We start from the raw sequence: 20,477 nt of genomic DNA, 5'->3' as shown, positions 1-20,477 counted from the left end.
CCATCAACGAATGCCCCGTGGGGACGGGGCATTTGGGTATGGCATAGTAGAAGGGGTTAAGCTTTTTTCTTACCGGCACCCAGTTCTGCGCCGGTGAGAGGGTCGGCTTTCGGATCCGACTCGGTACGTTTAGCCATCGCTTTAAGCAGGGCGCTTTGCTCTTTTGACAGAGACACAGACGCGCTGCCATCTCCCCCATCAACAGCAGGCTGCGGATTAGCGACGTATTCAAAGTTATTGTCGCTGTTCCAGCTGCCCCGTACTTCACCACCTTCAGACATATTGTAGTAGGTGTTAGCGTATTGCTCGATGGGTGGCAATTTCCCCGGTGGGAAATTATTGCGAATGGACTGCAACGCCTTCTCAAAGGAGAGCTGGTGCGCCGCTTCGCGGGTCATCAGAAAAGCCAGCGCATCTTTCACGCCCGGATCGTCGGTGACGTTAATCAGACGCTCATAAATGATTTTCGCGCGCGCTTCTGCCGCGATGTTGGAGCGCAGATCCGCCGTCGCCTCACCGATGGTGTCGATATAGGCCGCCGTCCAGGGGACGCCCGCGGAGTTGGTCAGCGGAGGACCACCCCCGTACAGGAGCGAGGTGATGTGGCTGTCGTTACCGTTAGCCGTTAGCGAACGATAAAGTTCAGCTTCACTTTCGGTCCCTTCTGCCAGTTCACCTTTGGCGCCTTTATTAAGCATGCCAACCAGCGTCCCGATAATCTCCAGGTGGCTAAGCTCTTCGGTGGCGATATCCATCAGCATATCTTTACGCCCTGGATCGTCATCCCCCAGCCCCTGGGTGAAGTAACGGCAGGCGGCAGCCAGTTCACCCTGAGGGCCGCCAAACTGTTCGAGCAGCAGGTTCGCCAGGCCCGGATTGGGCTCGGCGACGCGCACGGTATATTGCAGTTGTTTTACGTGTCGAAACATAGGCTCTCCTGTGATTTATTTTTTCGCTTCCACGCCATCGGCATCGGAGCGCAGGAGGAACTGTTCCGTGGTATCCGGAATATGACGGATCAGCCAGTCGGCCATTTGCTGCTCTTCGGCAAGAATAGATTCAATCGCAGGTACTGATGCGGTATCGCCAGCCTTCTTCGCTGCCGCCAGCAGAGAGGTATAACAGGCTATCTCGAACTGCTCGAAAACATAGCCGCTGATGGAGCCTTTAACAATCTCATCTGACGGGAACATACCGCCGATGGACTGACCCAGGGCTGCCATTTTACTCATGGAATCTTTTACCAGCGAGCGCGAGATATCATTGCGATCAAGGATCTCTTCCAGCACAGTAATTTGATGTTTGGTTTCGGTGATGTGCTGCTCAATACGCGCGCGTACATCGGGATAGTTGTCTATGCGGCTGGCCATCGATTCGAGCATGGATTCGGCTTGCTTTTCCATCGCGTGAGCATCGCGTAGCCAGTCATGGTAATGTTCTACGTGATTCATAGTCTGTTCCTCAGTGTGTTTGCAACGTTATTATTTACCGGCTTTCTGATTGATGTTGCCTACGGCCAAATCAGTCAGTTTGATATCTGTCGCTTTCTCTTCTTCCAGCGTTTCAGCCAACAGTTTTACCGCCTTGCGATAACCTAACTGTTCGGCGAGGGTCGCCAGGGTGCCGTAGCTGGCAATTTCGTAATGTTCAACTTTCTGCGCCGCAGCGATTAACGCCGCATCGCGGACTTCATTTTTCTCGGTGCTTTCGATGACTTCATTGGCTTCTTCAATTAAGCCTTCCATCGCAACACACTTCATTCGTTTGATTTTCAGGTTTGGTTCAGATTCCACGACCTGATCAATACGTTCGATCTGTCCTTGCGTCTCTTCAAGGTGCGCTTTAAAGGCGGCGCTCAATTTTTCACTTGAAGCCTCACGAGCAAGTTTCGCCAGCGCACGTGTCAGCTGCTTTTCTGCGCTGTAGGTGTCTGATAGCAGATGAATAAAAACATCTTCCATAGATTTCATATTCATAAGATCGCTCCGTTATTGATGACAGTAAAATACTGCGAGCCCGCAAGCCCGCAGCTCTCTCATTTTTCACTTCACTAGTAAGATGAAAAACTAATTAGGAGTTGTCAGATTTCCGTCCGCCACCATGGCTATTCTGACCCCCTTTTTTGCCAGCTTCAGAGGCACGCTGCGGATCGTTTTTAAAGTTACCGCCGCTTTGCTGACCACCTTTTTTCCCTGCTTCAGACGCTTTTTCACGGTCTTGAGAGAAATTACCTGAACCACCACGTTGATCTGCCATATTTCAACCCTCACATGTTGCATTTATGTCAGTTAAGATACGATTTGTTCGTATCAATATGTCGTTCAGGATTAAATTTAGTTTTTATTCGGCAGGAGTCAAATCGATGTTTTTAGATATTTCATTGATGGTTTTGTTTTTTTAACACATTATCGCTTCGGTTGTTTTTATAATAAACTGCGGCAAGATGATGTATTGCATCGCTCTTCCGCTTAAGCGCAGCGCTAAATTACTTTTACGTTGCGGTTCAGCATTGAGTTCCAGACGTGGCGGGGTTCTTTACGTAAGTTTACATAACTGCTTTAAGGGCTTATAGCCTATAAAAAAATAAAGTTGTTGAGACAATTCTTAATTATCTTGAAGGGACTAAAATAAAATAAATTTACCGTTTGGTAGGGGGGTGAAGGGCTTAAGCAATCATATCTCATGGATTATTGACCTCAGTCAATTTTCAATAGATATGTTTGAATTCTTATTGGCAAATATTTGTCGAATATATTTTGTTTATAAAGTGAGCTTGCCTGATGAGAAATATATTTAAAACCGTTTCCTTTTTAAGAAATATCCAGAAATGTCATCAGACTGTGGCAAGGAAATACAGGATACAGAGTGAGCCTGGTTAAAGTATGTGGACTGATGCAGTGCATAAGGACGCAAAATGAGTGTCGATGCTCACCGGGCATTGCCCCTTTGCCTGCAGTCTGTACCTATAAGCAAATGATCTATCGCAGTGACGTCATTTGTTGACGTCACTGCGGTGCGGTAGCTAGAATGATTACATGACAGGACGTCAACAGGATGCAGGATGATACAAGTCAGTGAACTCAATTCCAGACATCGTAAAACGTTTGATGACGTAATGACTGTGCCGCCTAAATCAGGCATCAAATGGGATGATGTCGTCAGTCTCATCCAATACCTCGGCGGTAAAGTCAAAAATGGCAATGGTTCAAGACGTCGTTTTGTCCTTTCAGGTTCACTCTGGCTGACGCATCAACCGCACCCGGGGAGTGTAATGGATAAAGGGGCGGTAAAAGGTTTACAGGCATGGTTCGAAGAGTCGGTAGGAGTTAATTATGATTAAAACCAGTAATATCATGATGATTATGGGGCAGCCTGCGGTAATAAATTTTGAGGCCGAAATTGGCGCTTTTCGGGGCAAATTTCTCAATGTTTCCGGCTATTGTGATTTTGTCGCTAATAGTATCGATGGCCTTCGCCAGCAGGGTGAAATCTCACTCACAGAATATCTTAAGGATTGCGCAGAGGAGGGCATTGAACCCTACTGTCAGGAGCATCTGGAGCGTCTGACATTGCGCGTTTCAAGCCGTCTGGGATCGCGTTTAACAGCGATAGCTAAACAACATGCCGTTTCAAAGAATCAGCTCATTGTTGATGTTCTGGAGCGCGAATTTGCTTGACTAAAAGGGCCAGTCTCAGGCCCTTTTACATTTTTGCTTACCGCTCTCTCAGCGCCTCTTTTGCGCGGTTGAACGGCTTGATCATATAGTCGAGCACCGACTTCTCACCGGTCTTAATATCCACAGTCGCAATCATTCCGGGCACAATCGAAAAGTGCCTTCCTGCCTTGTTCACCAGATAATCCTGATTGGTGCGGATAAAGACCCGGTAGTAGAAGACTTCGGGTTTGGCTTCGTCCTGAATCGTATCCGGTGAGATGGTCTCAACCACGCCTTCCAGCCCACCGTAGATGGCGTAATCGTAGGCGGAGATCTTCACCAGCGCCTTCTGGTCAGGGTGGATAAAGGCGATATCACGCGGCGAAAGACGCGTTTCGATCAGGAGATGATCGTCCACCGGTACAATCTCCATCAGCTCACCGTTGGGCGGAATAACGCCACCGATGGTTGTCACTTTGATGTTTTTCACAATCCCCCGTACCGGGGATTTGACCGTCAGCCGCGTCACTGAGTCCTCACGCCCCTTCAGAACCGCCGATACCATATCCACCTCGGCATTGGCTTTCGAGAGCGCTTCGCGGGCCTGCACATAATATTGCGAACGCACATCGGTAAGCTTCAGCTCCAGGTCGCTCTTCTGACGCTGTAAACGCAGCTCTTCCACATGGCTTGCAGCACCGGTTTTCACCAGCCGCTGGGTAATGGCGAGCTCTTTATTGGCCAGCGCCAGGGCCTGTCGCAACTCGCGCTGGGTATCTTCCAGCTGAGCGCGGCGGGAGTTATACAGCCGGGTTTCGCTGGCAGTGAGATCGGTCCACTTTGCCAGCGAAGGGGGGAACTTCAGCGGCAGGTCGTTCACCTCGGCATAGAGGCGGGCGCTGGAGGCCAGAGAGGCGCGATAACGCGCTGCGCTCTCCCCCACGTTGGATTCAGAGCGGGTAGGGTCCATCCGCGCCAGGACCTGGCCGGCCTGCACCTGATCCCCCTCATGCACCATCAGTTCAGCAAGGATCCCCCCGTCGAGCGACTGCAGCTTTTGCTCACGCGAGCTGGGGATCACTTTCCCGGTACCGGTGGAAACCTCGTCGAGGATCCCCCACCAGGCCCAGGCGCCCAGCACCACAAACAGCGCCAGCGTAAAGAGAATAATATTGCGCGCTCCGGTATAGCCGCTCTCGCTGCCGAGCGCGTTATCAAGGTCATCCATCGCCGCGGCGTCACGCTGACTGATTTTCATTTTTCCACTCCCGTCCGTTCGCCTGCTGCTGCATGCGGCTATTGCTTAATGCCTGTGCTTTCGGCGCGTCCATTACCAGCATCCCCTCTTTCAGGACCACCACCCTGTCTACCAGCTCCAGCACCGGCACCCGGTGGGTGGCGACGATCAGCGTGCGGTTGCCGAGCCAGGCCTGCAAATGTTGAATGAATTCGCGCTCGGTATGTTCATCCAGCGAGGCGGTCGGCTCGTCGAGCAGCACGATATTGGGGTCACGCAGGAACATACGTGCCAACAAAATCGACTGGCGCTGGCCGCCCGAGAGGCCCACGCCGTTCTCCATGATCGGGTGATCCAGCCCTTTTGGCAGTTTCTGGACAAAGGTCGCGGCACCGCACATGGTCAGCACCTGGAAGATCTCCTCGTCAGTAGCGCGCGGCGTGCCGAGGGTAATGTTTTCACGCAGGGTGCCGTAAAAGAGGCGGGCATTCTGGGTCATTAGCCCCACGTTACGCCGGAGATCGGCCACGTCGAGATGCGGCAGGCTGATGTTATCTATCCGCGATTCGCCGTCGATCAGATCCATGCCGCCGATCATCGCCTGCAGCAGCGTCGATTTGCCCGCGCCGTTGCGCCCGAGGATCGCCACTTTTTCGCCAGGCTTGATCTCCAGGCGGTTGATGCGCAGCGCCACACGCTGCTCCTCGCCGCCATAGCGGAACTGGGCCTGCTCAAACAGGTAGTGACCGCGCAACACATCCTGGCGGATAGGGGTCTCTTCACGCTGGTTCTCGGTGGGCAGCTGCATAATGCTGTCCAGCCCCTCTTTGGCGGCTTTCACCTGCTGCCAGCGGGCCAGCACGCCACACAGCGTGGCCATGGGCGCCACCATGCGAGAGGCAAGCATCGAGGCGGCCACCACGGCACCGGTGGTCATCTCCCCTTCGATCACCATCGGGGCACCCACCACAATCACGGCGGCGTACACCAGGCTCTGAATGGTCATTCCCCAGCTGATCAGGTTCTGCGTCAACTCGCGGGTGCGCAGACCGGACTCGGCGGTAATCTGGATGTAGCTGTTCCACTGCTGTAAAAACCGGTTCTCCGCCTGCATCAGCTTGATATCTTCCAGCCCCTGCACGCTCTCCACCAGTACCGCGTTACGCAGGGTTGACTCGTGGGCCGCCTGCTTCGCCAGCGCCGCCAGCTTTTTCTGTAACAGCAGCCCCGGCAGCACCATCAGCACCGCCGCCACCGGGGCAATCCACGCAAGCTGCGGGGCGATAATCGCCAGCACCACCACAAACAACAGGAAGAAGGGGAGATCGACAATCGTCGAGATCGTGGAGGAGGTGACCATCTCGCGGATCTGCTCCAGCTCGCGCAGCTGCGAGATAAAGCTGCCGGTAGAGCGGGGAATAGCACTATTGCGCAGGCGCAGGGCGTGCCCAAAGACGCGGTCAGAGACGCGTAAATCCGCGCGTTTACCCAGCAGATCCATGATGTGGCTGCGGGCCATTCGCAGTAAAAAACCAAACAGCGTGGCGATGAGCACCCCGATGGTCAGCACATACAGGGTGGGATAGGACTGCGCCGGAATGACCCGGTCGTAGACCTGCATCGAGAAGAGAATACCCGCCAGCGACAGGACGTTAACGAAAAGCGCCGCCAGCATCACGTAGGCATAGGGGCGCATGTCGCGCATGACCAGCCGATAGAGCCAGTCAGGACGATATTGCGAAATATAGGCATCCACGCGGCTGTCTTTCAGCGCCGACAGCGGGCGTAAGGCTACCACGTGGCGGATTTTAGGCAGCAGGGCGCTCATCGAGAGGCGATTGACGTGCGTTTTATCGTCGAAGAAGCAGACGTCGAGGGTATCTTCTCCGTCAAAATGTTCGATTACGCCGATATTGCCATCGTCCAGCTCCGCCACCACCGGCAAGCGCCAGCTGTTAATAGACGCCTGTTCGTTGCTCAGGAGCTTAAAGCTTAATCCTGCGTCGCGCGCCAGCCCGGTCAACGCCGGGATTTTAGGCTTATCTTTTAGCCAGGGGGCGCTGGCGACCAGCGCGCCGGGGGAGCAGGTGACCCGGTAGCGCGTCGCCACGTAGCCAAACGCCTGCGCCCACAGCTCCAGCGACTGCTGGCTGAGGGGCGCCTGTTGATCTGAATCGTTTTGCGTCATGGCTGGATCTCCACGGACTGAATAGTGCGGTTATCAAGGCTGAACGCGTTGCGCAGGCGCCCGGTGTTGTAGAGACAATTCAGCTGAAGCTGGTGCAGTTGTCCGGCGGTTTGCTGTTGGGTAAAGCGTGCCTGATAAACTTCCTGCTCGGCGTTCAGCACATCCAGTAACGGACGGGAGCCGAGGTCGAGGTACTGCTGTTGATAGAGTTCACGGGTGCGCTGGCTGAGCGTTTCCTGACGGGCCTGAATCTGCAGGGTGCTCATCAGGCTCAGCACCTGGCTGCGGGACTCCTGCAGATCTCTTCGCACTTCCAGACGCGTGCGCTGGATCGTTGACTGGGCCGCCTCGACCGCGTGACCAGCGGCGTTACGACGAGCGGTCAGGCCGCCCCCCTGATAGAGCGGCATCTGGACTTTCACCCAGGCCGAATACTGGGTGCGGTCGCGCACATCGTTGCCCGAGTAGCGATCGTTAAGGTAGTGGCGCACCTCCGGTTCCAGTGAAAGGGTCGGCGTCATCTGGGCATTAGCATAATCCAGGTTGGCCTGGGCGACGTTGGCCTGCGCCCAGGCGGCCAGCACGGCCGGAACCAGGCGGTCATCCGGCTCTGCCAGGTCGCAACTCTTTCCCAGCTTTTGCGGGAAGTCATTGCTCACCGTATTGAGGTTATCCCAGCCGAGGTAGCTCATTAGCGTGGCGCGGGAGCTGTCCAGGCTTGCCTGATACTGCATCAGTTGGGCGCGCGCCGCCTCGATGCGCGCTTCGGTCTGCACCACATCCGACAGCGAGCTGGCCCCTTCGTCATTACGCTGGCGTGCCAGCGTGCCGATGGAGGAGAGGGCATCGAGCTGCTCTTTCGCGGTCTCGACCATCTGCTGCCAGGTTTGCACCTGCACCAGCGCCAGGGCGGTGTCGTGGGCGATGGTATCGATGCTGACCAGGACGTTGGCTTGCTGCTGGGCCACACCGGCGCTTTCTGCCCGTACCTGGCTTGCTACCTTGCCAAAATCGTACAGCATCTGCGAAAGCGAAAGCACCAGCGAGGGGGTAAAACCGTTGTCGTAGCCGTCATGGGTATAGCCGTTTTCCATCCCGGCATTGACCTGGGGATAGTATTTCGATTTCGCGACATCCACCTGCTCTGTCTGTTCATAGAGCTTGCCCACCGCCTCGCGAATAGTCGGATGCCAGGTGACGGCGCGGGTGACGGCGTCCTGTACCGTTAGCGTTCCGGATGGCGGTTTAGTGGCTGGCAGTGCGACGCGGCCATTTAAGGCGGGGAGTTCCTGTTGTTCGCTTAAAAGCGCAGGATTAATAACGGCAGGCGATATCTCCGCGAAAAGCGGGGTGGAAAAAAGGCAGCACGACAGCCACCAGCAAGACACTTTATCCATGCTTTTATCCCTAAAAAATCAATATATACCCGTCATCATTCAGGCTGGCTTTATTACCCGATTCATTCCAGGGCCTTGTCCTGCGGGGCCGCTGCAGGGGACCTCAAAACGCGTCAGGCGTTTTGTCATGCAGCTCGAATGATGAAGGGTATAGCTCTATTGTGTTCAGCCCGGGCGGCACGCGCCCGGGTCTGTTTTTAGCGTCATTAGGTAATGATGTGATTCTGGGACACCAGCTCCTCATAGGTGGTTTGCACATTATCCAGCGTGACAAGCGTCGATTTAGCGTAGGCGGTTCCTGTGCCATCGCGGTCAATGGAGATCACCGTATTGTTGCCGCTGGTGCTCACCTGAATGTAATTACCCAGCGTCGAGCTCTGTCCGTTCCAGCCCACCAGCAGATCGCCGATATCAATCTTGTCGCCCTGCGTGAGCGAGAAGTTGGTCCAGTGATCGCCGCTGCTGTTGCCCCCGGTGGCATTGCCCGCCGTGTTGTTCAACACCTGGTAAATCAGGGTGTCGCCATACACGGTGCCGGTAATCTGATCATTATGTTCGGAGCTGATAAATTTCGGCGCCATGTTAATGGTCAGAGAGGCAGTGTCTGTTTTTCCACCCTCAGTCAGAGTGTAGTTGAAGACTTCCTTGGTCGTGATACTGGAGAGCGCAACACCGCTTTTAAGGGTATAGGTGTAATCCCCATCGGCGGCGATCGACAGAGTGCCGTAGCGCCCCTGTACGGTCACCGTGGCGCTGCTGGACTCGTACGGATCGATCGTAGAGGTCACGCCGTTAAAGCCGGTAATGCTCAGACGCGTATCCACCGAGTGCAGCTGATCCATCGCCCCCTGAGAGTCAGTACCGTCAAAGATATTGCCGTTAACGGTATGGCCGCTGGTGGAGTCGAACTGGGACAGCGAGAAGCTGGTGCCGGTTACGCTCGGGGTAATGGTGATATTCCCCACGCTCAGTGCACCTACTCGGCCGGTGTAGCTAAGTGTGTAGGTGCCCGCGTCCAGATCCAGGCCGGTCAGGTTAATAGAAGCGTTGCCTCCCAGCAGAATACCGCCGCCGAAGGAGCCGGTACGAATGGTGGTCCCGCCCTGAGAGAGGGTCCAGTTCACCGTCAGCCCGCCCAGGTTAAGCAGCGAGGCGACGTTGAAGTTCAGCACCACGTTGTGCAGCGCGGTATTTGCATCAACGACAAAGGTACCGCTGCCGCTGCCCTGGGTGGCGCCCAGCAGTGCCGATGTCCAGCTCGCAGAACCGACCGTGGTGTCTGAGTAAGCCGCGGTATGGTGGACCGAGGCTACGTCAACCGCCTGGCTCACATCATTCACCGCATCCAGCGGACGCGCCGTCGGGGTGATATTCAGTGAGGCGGTATCGGTCACGCCGGTCGGCGTACGCACGGTATAGACGAAGGTGTCAGGGGTATTAATCCCGTTGGATCCTACGCCGCTGCGCAGGGTATAGGTGTATTCCCCCTGAGCGTTAATACGTAAGGTACCGTACTCCCCTTCGATGGTGGTGACGCCAGTGGCGCTCACCGCCACGCCGTTCACCTGGCTGACCACCGTGCCGTTCGGCACGATGTCATCCGACAGCACATCACCCTGGGTGGTGGCCGACACGCTCTCTACGCTGTAGACATGATCCTGCAGCACGTTGAGGGTGTAACCGGTCAGGGCGGTGATCCCCGCCGCCGTGTTAAGCAGGAACAGATACTCCCCGGCCGGCAGTTGCAGGGTTAACTGCGGCGAGGTGCCGCCGAGCAGCGGGGCACGCAGCCAGTTAGCTACGGTGCGGTACTGCTCGAAGGTCTGCGTCGCTTCGTTGAACTTATAGACGTACAGATCAAAGGTGGAGGCCAGCGCCACGCCCCCTACCGAGGCCTGAATGGTCATGGTGCGGGTGGTGCCGTCTTCCACGTTGTAGATGATCGGATTGCTCAGATCGTCCAGCAGGTTCAGCCCCAGCGTCGAGCCAAGATTGATACCCACCACGGTGAAGCCGCCCTGCGAAGACGGGCCGTTATCTACCGCGCTGACGGTGGTATCGAAGGTCAGGGAGGCGGTGTTGTCCGTCGCCACCACGCCGTTACTGACGGTGCCCTGGCCAAGCGAAATCACCAGCTTCGCGGAGTCGGTGGTGCCGCCACCGGTAAGGGTATAGGTGAAGCTCTCCGTGCGACCCAGAACTGATGGACCGGCATTGCTGTTCAGGGCGTAAGTATAAGTACCATCGCTGCGGATAGTTAAGGTGCCGTACTGCCCCTGAACAACGGTATCGCCGGTGGCGTTAACCGCGACGCTCTGGCCAAGTGCGTTAGTTATGCTGGTGACCAGCGTCCCGATCGGGGCGGTGTCGCTGCCCGTGGTCGGATCCACGTCATCAATCACGTTCCCGCTCTGGGCCGTTTCACCGGTCAAGGTGCCCGCGCTGGTTTCGGTGATATTCACGTTCAGGCTGGTATACGAGCCTGTCGCCAGCAGGTTGGTGTTATAGCTCAGTACCCGGTACTGCCCGCCCGTCAGATCATTGAGGTTAAGCGTTACCCCGCTCGCCCCCAGCGTCAGCAGGTTGGCAAACTGCGGCAGGCCGGTATCCACTACCGTAGTCCAGGTGTTGTTGACCGCATCCCAGCGCTGCACCACCAGCTCAAGGGTATTGAGCAGCGAGAGCACCACCCCGGAGGCGTTAGCGTCGATGGTCATGTTGGCGCTGCCGCCCGCTCCGACGGTGAAGTCCACCTGAGCGGTGTCGTTGCCAAGCAGCGTCAGCACGTTACCCACCGCGCCCACCAGCAGGAACCCATAATCGCTGTACTGGGTATTGGTCACCGTAGCGGTCGTTCCCAGCTCCAGCTCAATCGCGTTATCGCTGGCAGAGAGCGGCAGAACCGGCGCCGTCACGGGGAACGTAGTGGAGACATTGCCCGCAGCATCGGTCGCCGTAACGGTAATCTGCTCCCCGTCGACCTGTTTTTGCTGGAAGGTGTAGCTGAAGGTCCCGTTAGCATTGGCGACCGTCGTGAACGAACCATTCGGCGTGTTGATGGTGACCGTACTGCCGGCTTCGGCGGTGCCGCTCAATATGCTGCCATCGGCGTTAAAGGTACCCTGCGGTGCATTCGGCGCCAGGGTGTCCACGATCACCGAGGTAGACGTCGACGCCGGGCCGGTGCCGGTGGCGTTACTCGCCGTGGCGGTGAAGGCGTGTGAGCCCTCCGTCAGCCCTGTCGTCGGCGTGAAGGTCCACGCGCCGCTGCCGTTAGCCTGTGCGGTGCCGATAGAGACGCCGTTATCATAGATGGTGACCGTAGAGTTTGGCTGCGCGGTACCGGCCAGCGTCGGGGTTGAATCATTGGTGGCCTGACCGTTGGTCAGGGTACCCGTCACCGGAGACTCACCATCGGTAACGGTGGTAATGACCGGCGCATTCGGCAGCGTCGTGAACGGTGCCGTCACGGCGGAGGTCGTGCCCGCGTTACCCGCCCGGTCGGTGGCGAAGACCTGCAGTGCTTCGCCGTTGGTCTGTGCCGGGGAGATGGTTGCGGTAAAGGTGCCGTCACCGTTCGCCGTGGCGGTACCGAGAACGGTACCGTTGGCGCTGGTGATCGTCACGGTGCTGCCCGCCTCGGCAAGACCGGTGACGCGGGTGCCGTTATTAACCACCGCCAGGCTGGTTGGCTGCAGCGGCGCAACGGTATCCACCACAATGGAGGTGATGGGCGAGGCGGCGCTGCTGTTACCCGCTGCATCGGTGGCGGTAACGGTAAAGTTATGCTGGCCTTCGCTCAGGGCCACGTTGGTTTGTGGCAGGCTCCAGTTGCCGTTCGCATCCGCGACGGCCTGGCCCACAACGGTGGTGCCGTCATAGATGGTCACCGTCGCGCCCGCTTCCGCGGTGCCGTTGAGGGTTGGCCGGTTGTCGTTAGTCGGTGTCGCGCTGGTGACCGGGCCGGTAATTGACCCGACGTCATCCACGATGGTGGTAATCACTGGCACCGCAGGTGCGGTGGCATCCACCACGATGGTAAAGCCACCGGTTGCCGTGCTGCTGTTACCCGCCGCGTCGGTGGCGGTGACGGTCAGGTTATGGCTGCCATCCGCCAGCGGTGTCGTTGGCGTGAAGGTCCAGTTACCGTTTGTGGCCACAACGGTGCCCAACAGGGTCGTACCGTCGTAGATACTCACCGTTGAGCCCGCCTCGGCCGTCCCTGCCAGGGTTGGTCGGTTGTCGTTGGTGGTCTGGCCGTTGGTCAATGGGCCGGTACCTGCCGGAACGTCGTCGGTCACGCTGGTCAGCACCGGCGTGGCAGGTGGCTGGGTGTCAATGTTGAGGGTAAAGGATGGCGATGGCGGGCTCACGTTGCCTGCCGCGTCGACGGCTCTTGCGGTCAGCACGTGCTGGCCGTCAAGGAACGCCGTTTCGACAGGCAGCGACCAGCTGCCGTCCGCGTTAGCCTGAGTCTGGCCGATGAGCGTGTTGCCTTCAAAGACGCGCACCACGGCGTTCGGTTCGCTGGTGCCGTTCAGCACCGGTTGCGCATCGTTAGTTGGCTGACCGCTGCCGATCGGGCCGGTAATGCTGCCCTGGTCATCGATAGCCTGGCTGATGAGCGGTGCCTGCGGCGGCACGTTATCAACCACCACCACGAAGCCCTGCGTCGGTGTACTGACGTTACCCGCCGCATCGGTCGCCGTAATGGTCAGCGTATGGCTGCCGTTGCTCAGCGCGGAATCAGGGGAGAATGTCCAGCGACCGTCTGACCCGGCCGTCGTCTCACCAATCTGCACGCCGTTATCGAGGATACGCACGATCGCACCGGCCTCCGCCGTACCTGCCAGCGTTGGCTGCTGATCGTTGGTGGCCTGTCCGTTGGTCAGGGTTCCGGTGTTCGGGCCCTGATCGTCGGTGACGCTGAGAAGCGTTGGGGTATTCGGCGCGGCGGTGTCCACCGTCAGGTTATAGAGCGTGGAGGTGACGCTGGTGTTGCCTGCCGCGTCGACGGCGGAGAGGCTGAATACATGCGGCCCGTCGGTCAGTGCGGTCGTCGGCGTAAAGGTCCAGGTGCCGGCAGCGCTGACCACGGCGGTGCCGATCAGCGCATCGTTGTCAAAGATCTGAATGGTGGCGCCCACTTCGCCGGTACCGTTGAAGGTAGGCAGGTTGTCGTTGGTCGAGGCCCCGCTGGCGAGGGTGCCGGTCGCCGGACCGACATCATCCACCACGCTGGTAATGGCAGGCGCGGCAGGCGGAGTGATATCTACCGTAATAGTAAAGACCGGTGAATTCGCGCTCACGTTACCGGCCGGATCGATAGCGTTGACGCGCAGGCTATGCGGCCCGTTTGTCAGCGCCGGTTCTGGCGTGAAGGACCAGGTGCCTCCCTCACCGACCACCACACTGCCAATCACCGTGTTGCCATCGAGGATACGAACAGTGCTTCCCTCTTCACCCGTACCGGTGAGGGTAGGGGTGGCGTCGTTGGTGAGCTGTCCGTTGGTCAGATTGCCAGTGCCCCCCTCCACGTTGTCGCTCACGCTGGTGATAACGGGCAGGGTTGGCGCAGTGGTATCGACCACCACCGTCCATGGCGTTGAGGCGTCGCTGACGTTGCCCTGCGGATCGGTGGCGATGACGGTGAAGTTATGTGTCCCTTCCGCCAGGGTCGGGGTGAAGGTCCAGGTGCCGCTTGCGTTGGCAATGGCGGTACCCAACACCGTGTTGCCATCGGAGATGGTGACCACGCTGTTAGGCTCAGCGGTGCCGGTCAGGGTCGGCGTGTTGTCATTGGTCACCCCGTTGGTAGGGATGGTTCCCTGAACGGGATCGACGTTATCCGACACGTTGGTGATGGTCGGCGTGAGGGAGACGGTATCCACCACCAGGGTAAAGGCTGCGGACGGATCGCTCTCGTTGCCCGCCGGATCGGTGGCGGTAATGGTCAGAGAGTGGTTGCCCTCGCCGAGCGCCTCGGTAGGGGTAAAGGTCCAGCTACCGGTGGCACCGACCAGTGCGGTGCCGATCGGGGTGTCATTGTCGTAGACGGTGATGGTCTCGCCCGGCGTGCCACGCCCGGAGAGGGTCGGTTGTGCGTCATTGGTCGTCTGGCCCGAGGTCAGCGGCCCGGTGCCCGGCGCGACATCGTCAGTCACCGCGCCAATCACCGGCGCGTTCGGCGCGGTCAGGTCGATCGTCACGCTTGCCGCAGGCGAAAGCCCACTGGTGGCGTCGTCCTGTGTCGCGCTGACCGCAAAGCTATGAGCCCCTTCGGTGAGTGCCGGGGCGACCGGCCATGTCCAGGTACCATCGGGGCCAGCTGTCACCGTCGCCACCGCCACAGGGTTGCCGTCCAGGAAGATGTTTACCGTGCTGTTTGCCGGTGCGGTGCCGTTCAGCGTCGGGGTAGGGTCGTCAGAGGTTTTCCCTTTCACATCCCCCGTTACCGCGCCCTCGCCATCAATAATGGTGGTAATGACCGGCACGTCCGGCAGATCCACCTCAAGGGTGACCTCGTAATCGGTGGAGGCGCCCGGGTTACCGGCCGCGTCGGTGGCGGTCAGGGTCAGGGTGGTCGGGCTGGTTTGCGCCGGTGACAGGGCGATGCTGAAATTGCCCTGCGCATCGGCTACGCCGCGGCCCAGTTCAACATTGCCCGGGCCGGTAATCACCACCGTGGAGCCCGCCTCGGCGGTGCCGGTAAGCGGCGTGCCTTCAGGGGCCAGGGCGGTCACCGTTGGTGCCCCTGGCGGGGTGGTGTCAACCGTCAGAGAGATCGGCTCGCCGGAAGTTGTGTTGCCGGCGGGGTCGGTAGCAACAATCTCGATGGTATGGGCGGCGTCAGAGAGGGCAAGATTGCCTGGTAAGGTAATCGACCAGGTACCGTCTGGCTGCACGGTCGGGGAACTTTCGAGCGCTGTGCCATCGATAGTCACTGTAATCCTGCTGCCTGGCTCGCCGGTACCGGTAATGGTTGGTGTACTGTCGCGGCTATAGAGTATGTCACCCACCAGGGTGGCGCCTTCTACCGCATCAATCTGCGGCACGGACGGGGCCAGCGTATCGATGGTGACGGTCACGACCGGGCTGGTGGCGCTCAGGTTGCCCGCCGCATCCACCGCGGCGGCGGTAAGGTTCAGCGGCCCATCTGGCAGCGCGGTCGTTGGGGTAAAGGTCCAGGCGCCGTCGATAATCGGCGCGCGGCCGATTTCGACCCCGTTGTTATAGATGATGACCTCGGTGGCATCGCCGTCTGCGTTCTCCAGGGTGCCGGCGATCGCAGGCGTAGTATCGTCCGTGGCACCGCCGTTACCGGCTCCGCCTACGGTCGTAATCACCGGAATTTCCGGCGCGCTGATATCCACAGTGACCGTGATACCGCCAGATGCAATGGATTCGTTCCCCGCCGGGTCGGTGGCGGTAGTGGTAAAGGTGTGGTCCCCTTCGGTGAGGTTGCCCTCCGGTCTCCAGCTCCAGTTGCCGTTAGCATCGACCGTAACGGTGCCGACCACGTTACCAGGATTGGCGGAGGCGCTGTCGTAAATGGTGATGACATCGTTCGCCACCCCGGTACCGCTCAGGACCGGACGCGGATCGTTGGTGCTGCCATTGTCCGCCACCGGGCCAGTACCCTGGGCCACGTTATCGGTTACCACCGGGACATCCGGCACCGCCGGTGGATCGGTATCAATAGTGATAGAGACCGCCTGCGACGGCGCACTGCTGTTGCCTGCGCCATCCTGGGCGGTCACCGTCAGGGTAAGATCGTAGGTGCCATCGTCCAGCGGCTCTGTCGGTGTCCAGGTCCAGACACCACCGGCCGGAATGGTCACCGTATCCAGGACTTCGTCACCGTTGTAGATGGTGATGATATCCCCTTCCGTACCGCTGCCGCTCAGGGTTGGGGTAGTGTCGCGCGTGGTACTGCCCGAGCTCAGATCCGTTGGCGTGGTCCCGTCCGGGTTGGCGGTGACCGCTGGCGCAGCCGGGGTCTCCGGCGCGGTGGTATCAATCACCAGGTTGACCGGGGTAGAGGTCGTGGCGGTGCCTGCCGGATTGGTCGCCACCACGGTAAGGGTGTGTGGCCCTTCCGTCAGCGGAACCTGCGGGGTAAAGCTCCAGTCGCCGTTCGGCTGAACCGTGGCGGTGCCGATCGGGTTGTCACCATCATAAATGGTGACGGTCGTGCCCGGATCGGTGGTGCCGGTGAGCGTTGGTGTGGTGTCGTCGGTGGCCGCGCCGTTGGCAATCGGCCCGGTGTTAGGACCCACATTGTCGGTAATGGTGCCGATTGTCGGTTGGCCCGGCTCCCGGGTATCGATGCTCAGGGTGAAATCAGGCGATGCCTCGCTGACGTTGCCCGCCGCGTCAGTGGCGACGGTGGTCAGCGTGTAATCCCCATCTGGGATCGGTGTCGTCGGGGTCCAGGTCCAGGTCCCGTTCGGCAGAACGGTCACGCTGGCGAACTCCTCGCCGTCCAGACGAATGCTGATGGTCGCACCAGGTTCGCCGGTACCGTTAATCGTAGGGGTGCCGTCGTTGGTGGGCTGACCGCTGGTGACGGTGCCTGCGCCGCCCTCCACGTTATCGATAATGGTGCCGATCGTCGGGGCATCAGGCAGAGCGGTATCAACGGTGATGCTCCAGCTGTTTGATAGCCCGCTGACGTTGCCCGCCGCGTCCTTAGAGGTTGCTGTGAACAGGTGCCCGCCTTCGGTAAGGGCGGCAGGCGTATAGCTCCAGCTGCCATTCTCCAGCACGGTGACGGTCGCCAGGAAGACGCCATTATTCAGCAGGGTGATAGTCGAGCCCGGCTCGCCGGTCCCGCTAATCAGCGGCGTATTGTCATTGGTGGTGGCCCCGTTATCCAGATTTCCGGTGTTGGCTTCCACGTTATCATTGACGCTCAGGATCACCGGCGCTTCCGGTGCCGTTGTGTCCGGCGCGTTCACCGATGCAGCCGGCCCAGGGTTGCCGGTCGGGTCGGTGGCGCTGACGTCCAGGCTTTCACCGTTGCGTTGCGGAGGAGTAATCGTGACAGAGAAATTACCACTGTCATCTGCCTTGCCGGTGCCGATGGTGGTGTCGCCATCTTTCACGGTGACGGTGCTGCCCGGCTCGGTGGTGCCGGTGACGGTGGTCCCGTCAGGGCTTACCGCCAGGTCACCCGGTGCGGCTGGTGGGGTAGAATCCGGCGCGTCGACCTGTGCCGGCACGCTGGTATTGTCATTTCCGTCACTGGCCGTGACGTCCAGCAGCTGGCCGTTAGTTTGCGGTGGATCCAGCGTCAGCTCGAATTTACCGTCGTTGTTGGCCTGGCCCTGGCCCACCACGTTGTCGTCCTGATCGCGAACGATGACGGTGCTGTTCGGTTCCGCATCACCGCTAATGCTGGCGCCATCGGGAGCCACCACCACATTTTGCGGGATCCCAGGTGCGGTGATATCTGGCGCGTTGGCATTGGTCACGGTGCTCGGGTTGCCCGCAACGTCTGTTGCCGTCACGGTAATGGCTTCGCCATTGACCTGAGCCGGTGAAATGGTGACGGTAAAGCGGCCATCCGGGCCCGCCGTCGCGGTGCCAATGGTATCGCCATCGGCATCTTTCACCGTCACGGTGCTGCCCGCTTCGGCCGTACCGGTCACCTGCGTACCGTTTCCGGAGACTTCAACGTCATCCGGCGCGGTCGGCGGGGCGGTATCAATGGTGAAATTCCAGGTCAGCGACGGTCCGCTGGTGCCGGCTGGGGTTGTCGCGGTGGCGGTAATTACGTAGTCGGCATCGGGCAGGGCAGGAGGCGAGAAGCTCCACTCACCGTTTCCGTTTGCCGTGATCGGGCCGTATGCGGTCCCGTTGATCAGCAGGTTAATCGTGGCGTTGGCTGCCGCAGTACCGCTGATAAGCGGCGTCGTGTCATTGGTCGGCTGGCCGTTACCAATGGCCACCGGATCCGCGCCGTTATTATTTTCCACACGCACAATCAGCGGGGAGTCCGGGAAGCCGGAGTCGGTGGCATCGAAGTTTACTGGGGTGCTACGGTTGCCCGCCGTATCTTGTACCACCACGTTCAGCTGTTGGCCGTCGGTTTGCGCTGAGTTCAGGCGCACGCTAAAGGTGCCGTCTGCACCCGCCGTAGCCTGACCCAGTAAGGTCGTTCCGCTATAGATAAATACGGTGCTGTTCGCCTCGGCCTTGCCGGTAACGAAAATGCCTTCTGGCGCCATCGGATCTAAGGTTGGCGCTTCCGGTGGCGTGGTATCAACGATGAAGGTAATGGGGGTGGAAGGCTGGCTGAGGTTGCCAGCAGCATCGCTCTCCCGCACGGTGATGGTGTGCGAACCTTCGTTCAGAGGGGCCGTCGGCTTGAAGCTCCAGGTCCCGTTTTGCAGTACCGTGACGTTGCCAACTACGACGTTATTATCGTAAATGGTGAGTTTGCTGCCCGGCACGCCGGTCCCGGTCAGGACGGGCTGATTCTCGTCGGTACTCTGTCCGTTTTGCACTACACCCACTACGCTGCCGCTCTGGTCATTGACGATGGCTGCGGTAGGCGCGGCAGGGGGGGTAATATCGACAATCACCGTAAAACCTGCGGAGGCCGGGCTGGTATTGCCCGCCGCGTCGGTCGCTTTCACGGTAATGTTATGGATCCCTTCACTCAGATTACTGCCTGGCGTAAAGCTCCAGCTACCGTCCGCGCTAACTTTAGTGGTGCCTATCTGCTTGCCATTATCGAAGAGGGTAATGGTAGCACCGGCTTCACCCTGCCCGCTGAAGGTAGGACGGGTATCATCCGTGCTCTGACCGCTGGTCAATGGCCCTTTGATGCTACCCACGTCGTCGTTTACCAGAACTATTGTTGGCGCGTCGGGGGCGACGGTGTCTGTCACCCCAAGCTGAGTCTCTTTACTGACGTTGCCCGCGCTGTCTGTGGCCGTGGCGGTAAGGGTCTCGCCAGCGTTAACGGGAGCGCCCAGGTCGATAGTGAATTTACCATCGCTCCCCGCCTGGCCTTTGCCGATAATATTCCCGTTCGCATCGCGAATGGTTACCGTGCTGCCAGGCTCCGCGGAGCCGGTGATGGTGGTGCCGTCGGTGGAGAGTTGCAGGTTGGTTGGTGCCTCTGGCGCAACGGTGTCGGTTACCGCAAGCTGGGTCTCCTTACTGACGTTGCCCGCGCTGTCTGTGGCCGTGGCGGTAAGGGTCTCGCCCGCATTAACGGGGCCGTCCAGACCAATGGAGAATTTGCCGTCGCTCCCCGCCTGGCCTCTGCCGATGATATTCCCGTTGGCATCGCGAATGGTTACCGTGCTGCCCGGCTCGGCAGAGCCCGTAACTGTGGTGCCGTCTGTGGAGAGCTGGAGGTTGGTTGGCGCATTGGGGGCTGTCGTATCCGGATCGCCCGGATTCGGAGGGAGGGGATTGTTGTTATCATCATCACCACCGCCGCCGCCACCACCACCGCTTGCGGCGATGGCAATCCCACCGGCAACCGCCAGACCACCCAGCACCCAGGGCCATACTGCTCCTTCACCTGCCGAACCGGTGGCACCACCGGCCAGCAGCGCCTCGGTTGAGGCGATTGACTCGTACTGTTCAGCCGCCAGCGGATCTTCAATCCACCACAGCGCACCGTCTGTCTCCTCCAGTACCAGCTGGCTGCCGTTGCCCGCCGCGTAGAAATTTTTCAGCGTAATGGTTTCACCTGACGTCAGGCGAACAATGAGATCGTCGTTGCTGCGGCTGTAACCTGCAATATCGGCGCGGCCCACGTGGAGCGTGACGATAGAGGGGTCATTCAGAATGACCTGAGTCCCCTCCATAGTGGTTTCTGATTTCGTCAATGTGGAGAGGACAGTGATCTTGCTCATTCGAAATACTCCCGTCAGAGTGCGTAGAAATGGCGCGCAGGTTGGAGCCATTCCTTCCCATAGATAAAAGGTATCCGCAGCGGCAAAACTATTATTTAAAATAGTTCAGCACTGAAATTG

At 58.9% G+C, this 20,477-nt stretch carries 10 protein-coding genes; 2 read left to right on the top strand and 8 right to left on the bottom strand.

Translation table 11 applies throughout. The annotated features are described in order from the left end of the window. Nucleotides 1–56 precede the first annotated feature (56 nt). The 4 genes from WFN75_RS20395 to WFN75_RS20380 form a co-directional block, all read right to left on the bottom strand. On the bottom strand, nucleotides 57–929 hold the full coding sequence (locus WFN75_RS20395) for a manganese catalase family protein (RefSeq protein ID WP_207292256.1): 873 nt from the start codon (nucleotides 927–929) through the stop codon (nucleotides 57–59). A gap of 15 nt (nucleotides 930–944) precedes the next feature. Beyond that, complete coding sequence (locus WFN75_RS20390; protein WP_040074345.1) at nucleotides 945–1,451, bottom strand: ferritin-like domain-containing protein; 507 nt, start codon at nucleotides 1,449–1,451, stop codon at nucleotides 945–947. A gap of 30 nt (nucleotides 1,452–1,481) precedes the next feature. After that, nucleotides 1,482–1,976: a YciE/YciF ferroxidase family protein gene (locus WFN75_RS20385; protein ID WP_040074346.1), complete on the bottom strand. Its 495-nt coding sequence runs from the start codon at nucleotides 1,974–1,976 to the stop codon at nucleotides 1,482–1,484. Nucleotides 1,977–2,070: 94 nt separating this feature from the next. Next, entirely contained in the window at nucleotides 2,071–2,256 is a 186-nt protein-coding gene (locus tag WFN75_RS20380) for a general stress protein (protein WP_040074347.1), read from the bottom strand. An 805-nt stretch (nucleotides 2,257–3,061) separates the two neighbouring features. On the opposite strand from WFN75_RS20380, the gene WFN75_RS20375 reads away from it, so the two are divergent. Both WFN75_RS20375 and WFN75_RS20370 read left to right on the top strand, forming a co-directional pair. Further along, nucleotides 3,062–3,340 carry a type II toxin-antitoxin system HicA family toxin gene (locus tag WFN75_RS20375; RefSeq protein ID WP_046886088.1) on the top strand — a complete coding sequence of 93 codons (279 nt, stop codon included), beginning with the start codon at nucleotides 3,062–3,064 and terminating at the stop codon, nucleotides 3,338–3,340. Next, nucleotides 3,333–3,677, top strand: a complete 345-nt coding sequence (locus tag WFN75_RS20370) for a type II toxin-antitoxin system HicB family antitoxin (RefSeq protein ID WP_040074349.1) — start codon at nucleotides 3,333–3,335, stop codon at nucleotides 3,675–3,677. Before WFN75_RS20375 ends, WFN75_RS20370 begins: the two co-directional genes overlap by 8 nt. Before the next feature lie 37 nt (nucleotides 3,678–3,714). Here the strand turns inward: WFN75_RS20370 and WFN75_RS20365 are convergent, their stop codons facing one another. The 4 genes from WFN75_RS20365 to WFN75_RS20350 form a co-directional block, all read right to left on the bottom strand. After that, nucleotides 3,715–4,884: an HlyD family efflux transporter periplasmic adaptor subunit gene (locus tag WFN75_RS20365; protein ID WP_154298883.1), complete on the bottom strand. Its 1,170-nt coding sequence runs from the start codon at nucleotides 4,882–4,884 to the stop codon at nucleotides 3,715–3,717. A gap of 10 nt (nucleotides 4,885–4,894) precedes the next feature. Beyond that, the gene (locus tag WFN75_RS20360; protein ID WP_040074351.1) at nucleotides 4,895–7,081 is read right to left on the bottom strand and encodes a type I secretion system permease/ATPase; all 2,187 of its coding nucleotides are present in this window, start codon (nucleotides 7,079–7,081) and stop codon (nucleotides 4,895–4,897) included. Next, nucleotides 7,078–8,478 carry a TolC family outer membrane protein gene (locus WFN75_RS20355; RefSeq protein WP_040074352.1) on the bottom strand — a complete coding sequence of 467 codons (1,401 nt, stop codon included), beginning with the start codon at nucleotides 8,476–8,478 and terminating at the stop codon, nucleotides 7,078–7,080. The genes WFN75_RS20360 and WFN75_RS20355 overlap by 4 nt, the downstream gene beginning before the upstream one ends. Nucleotides 8,479–8,684: 206 nt before the next feature. Next, the gene (locus WFN75_RS20350) at nucleotides 8,685–20,357 is read right to left on the bottom strand and encodes a BapA/Bap/LapF family large adhesin (protein WP_336996727.1); all 11,673 of its coding nucleotides are present in this window, start codon (nucleotides 20,355–20,357) and stop codon (nucleotides 8,685–8,687) included. Nucleotides 20,358–20,477: the final 120 nt, after the last annotated feature.

The sequence above is a fragment of the Leclercia sp. UBA7405 genome (genome assembly GCF_037152215.1).
GTDB classification, from domain to species: Bacteria; Pseudomonadota; Gammaproteobacteria; order Enterobacterales; family Enterobacteriaceae; genus Enterobacter; species Enterobacter pneumoniae.
This window is presented reverse-complemented; position numbering and strand designations above follow the sequence as displayed.

Coding starts and splice junctions, on each gene's coding strand:
- WFN75_RS20395 (WP_207292256.1), bottom strand. CDS start 929: ATGTTTCGACACGTAAAACAACTGCAATATACCGTGCGCGTCGCCGAG.
- WFN75_RS20390 (WP_040074345.1), bottom strand. CDS start 1,451: ATGAATCACGTAGAACATTACCATGACTGGCTACGCGATGCTCACGCG.
- WFN75_RS20385 (WP_040074346.1), bottom strand. CDS start 1,976: ATGAATATGAAATCTATGGAAGATGTTTTTATTCATCTGCTATCAGAC.
- WFN75_RS20380 (WP_040074347.1), bottom strand. CDS start 2,256: ATGGCAGATCAACGTGGTGGTTCAGGTAATTTCTCTCAAGACCGTGAA.
- WFN75_RS20375 (WP_046886088.1), top strand. CDS start 3,062: ATGATACAAGTCAGTGAACTCAATTCCAGACATCGTAAAACGTTTGAT.
- WFN75_RS20370 (WP_040074349.1), top strand. CDS start 3,333: ATGATTAAAACCAGTAATATCATGATGATTATGGGGCAGCCTGCGGTA.
- WFN75_RS20365 (WP_154298883.1), bottom strand. CDS start 4,884: ATGGATGACCTTGATAACGCGCTCGGCAGCGAGAGCGGCTATACCGGA.
- WFN75_RS20360 (WP_040074351.1), bottom strand. CDS start 7,081: ATGACGCAAAACGATTCAGATCAACAGGCGCCCCTCAGCCAGCAGTCG.
- WFN75_RS20355 (WP_040074352.1), bottom strand. CDS start 8,478: ATGGATAAAGTGTCTTGCTGGTGGCTGTCGTGCTGCCTTTTTTCCACC.
- WFN75_RS20350 (WP_336996727.1), bottom strand. CDS start 20,357: ATGAGCAAGATCACTGTCCTCTCCACATTGACGAAATCAGAAACCACT.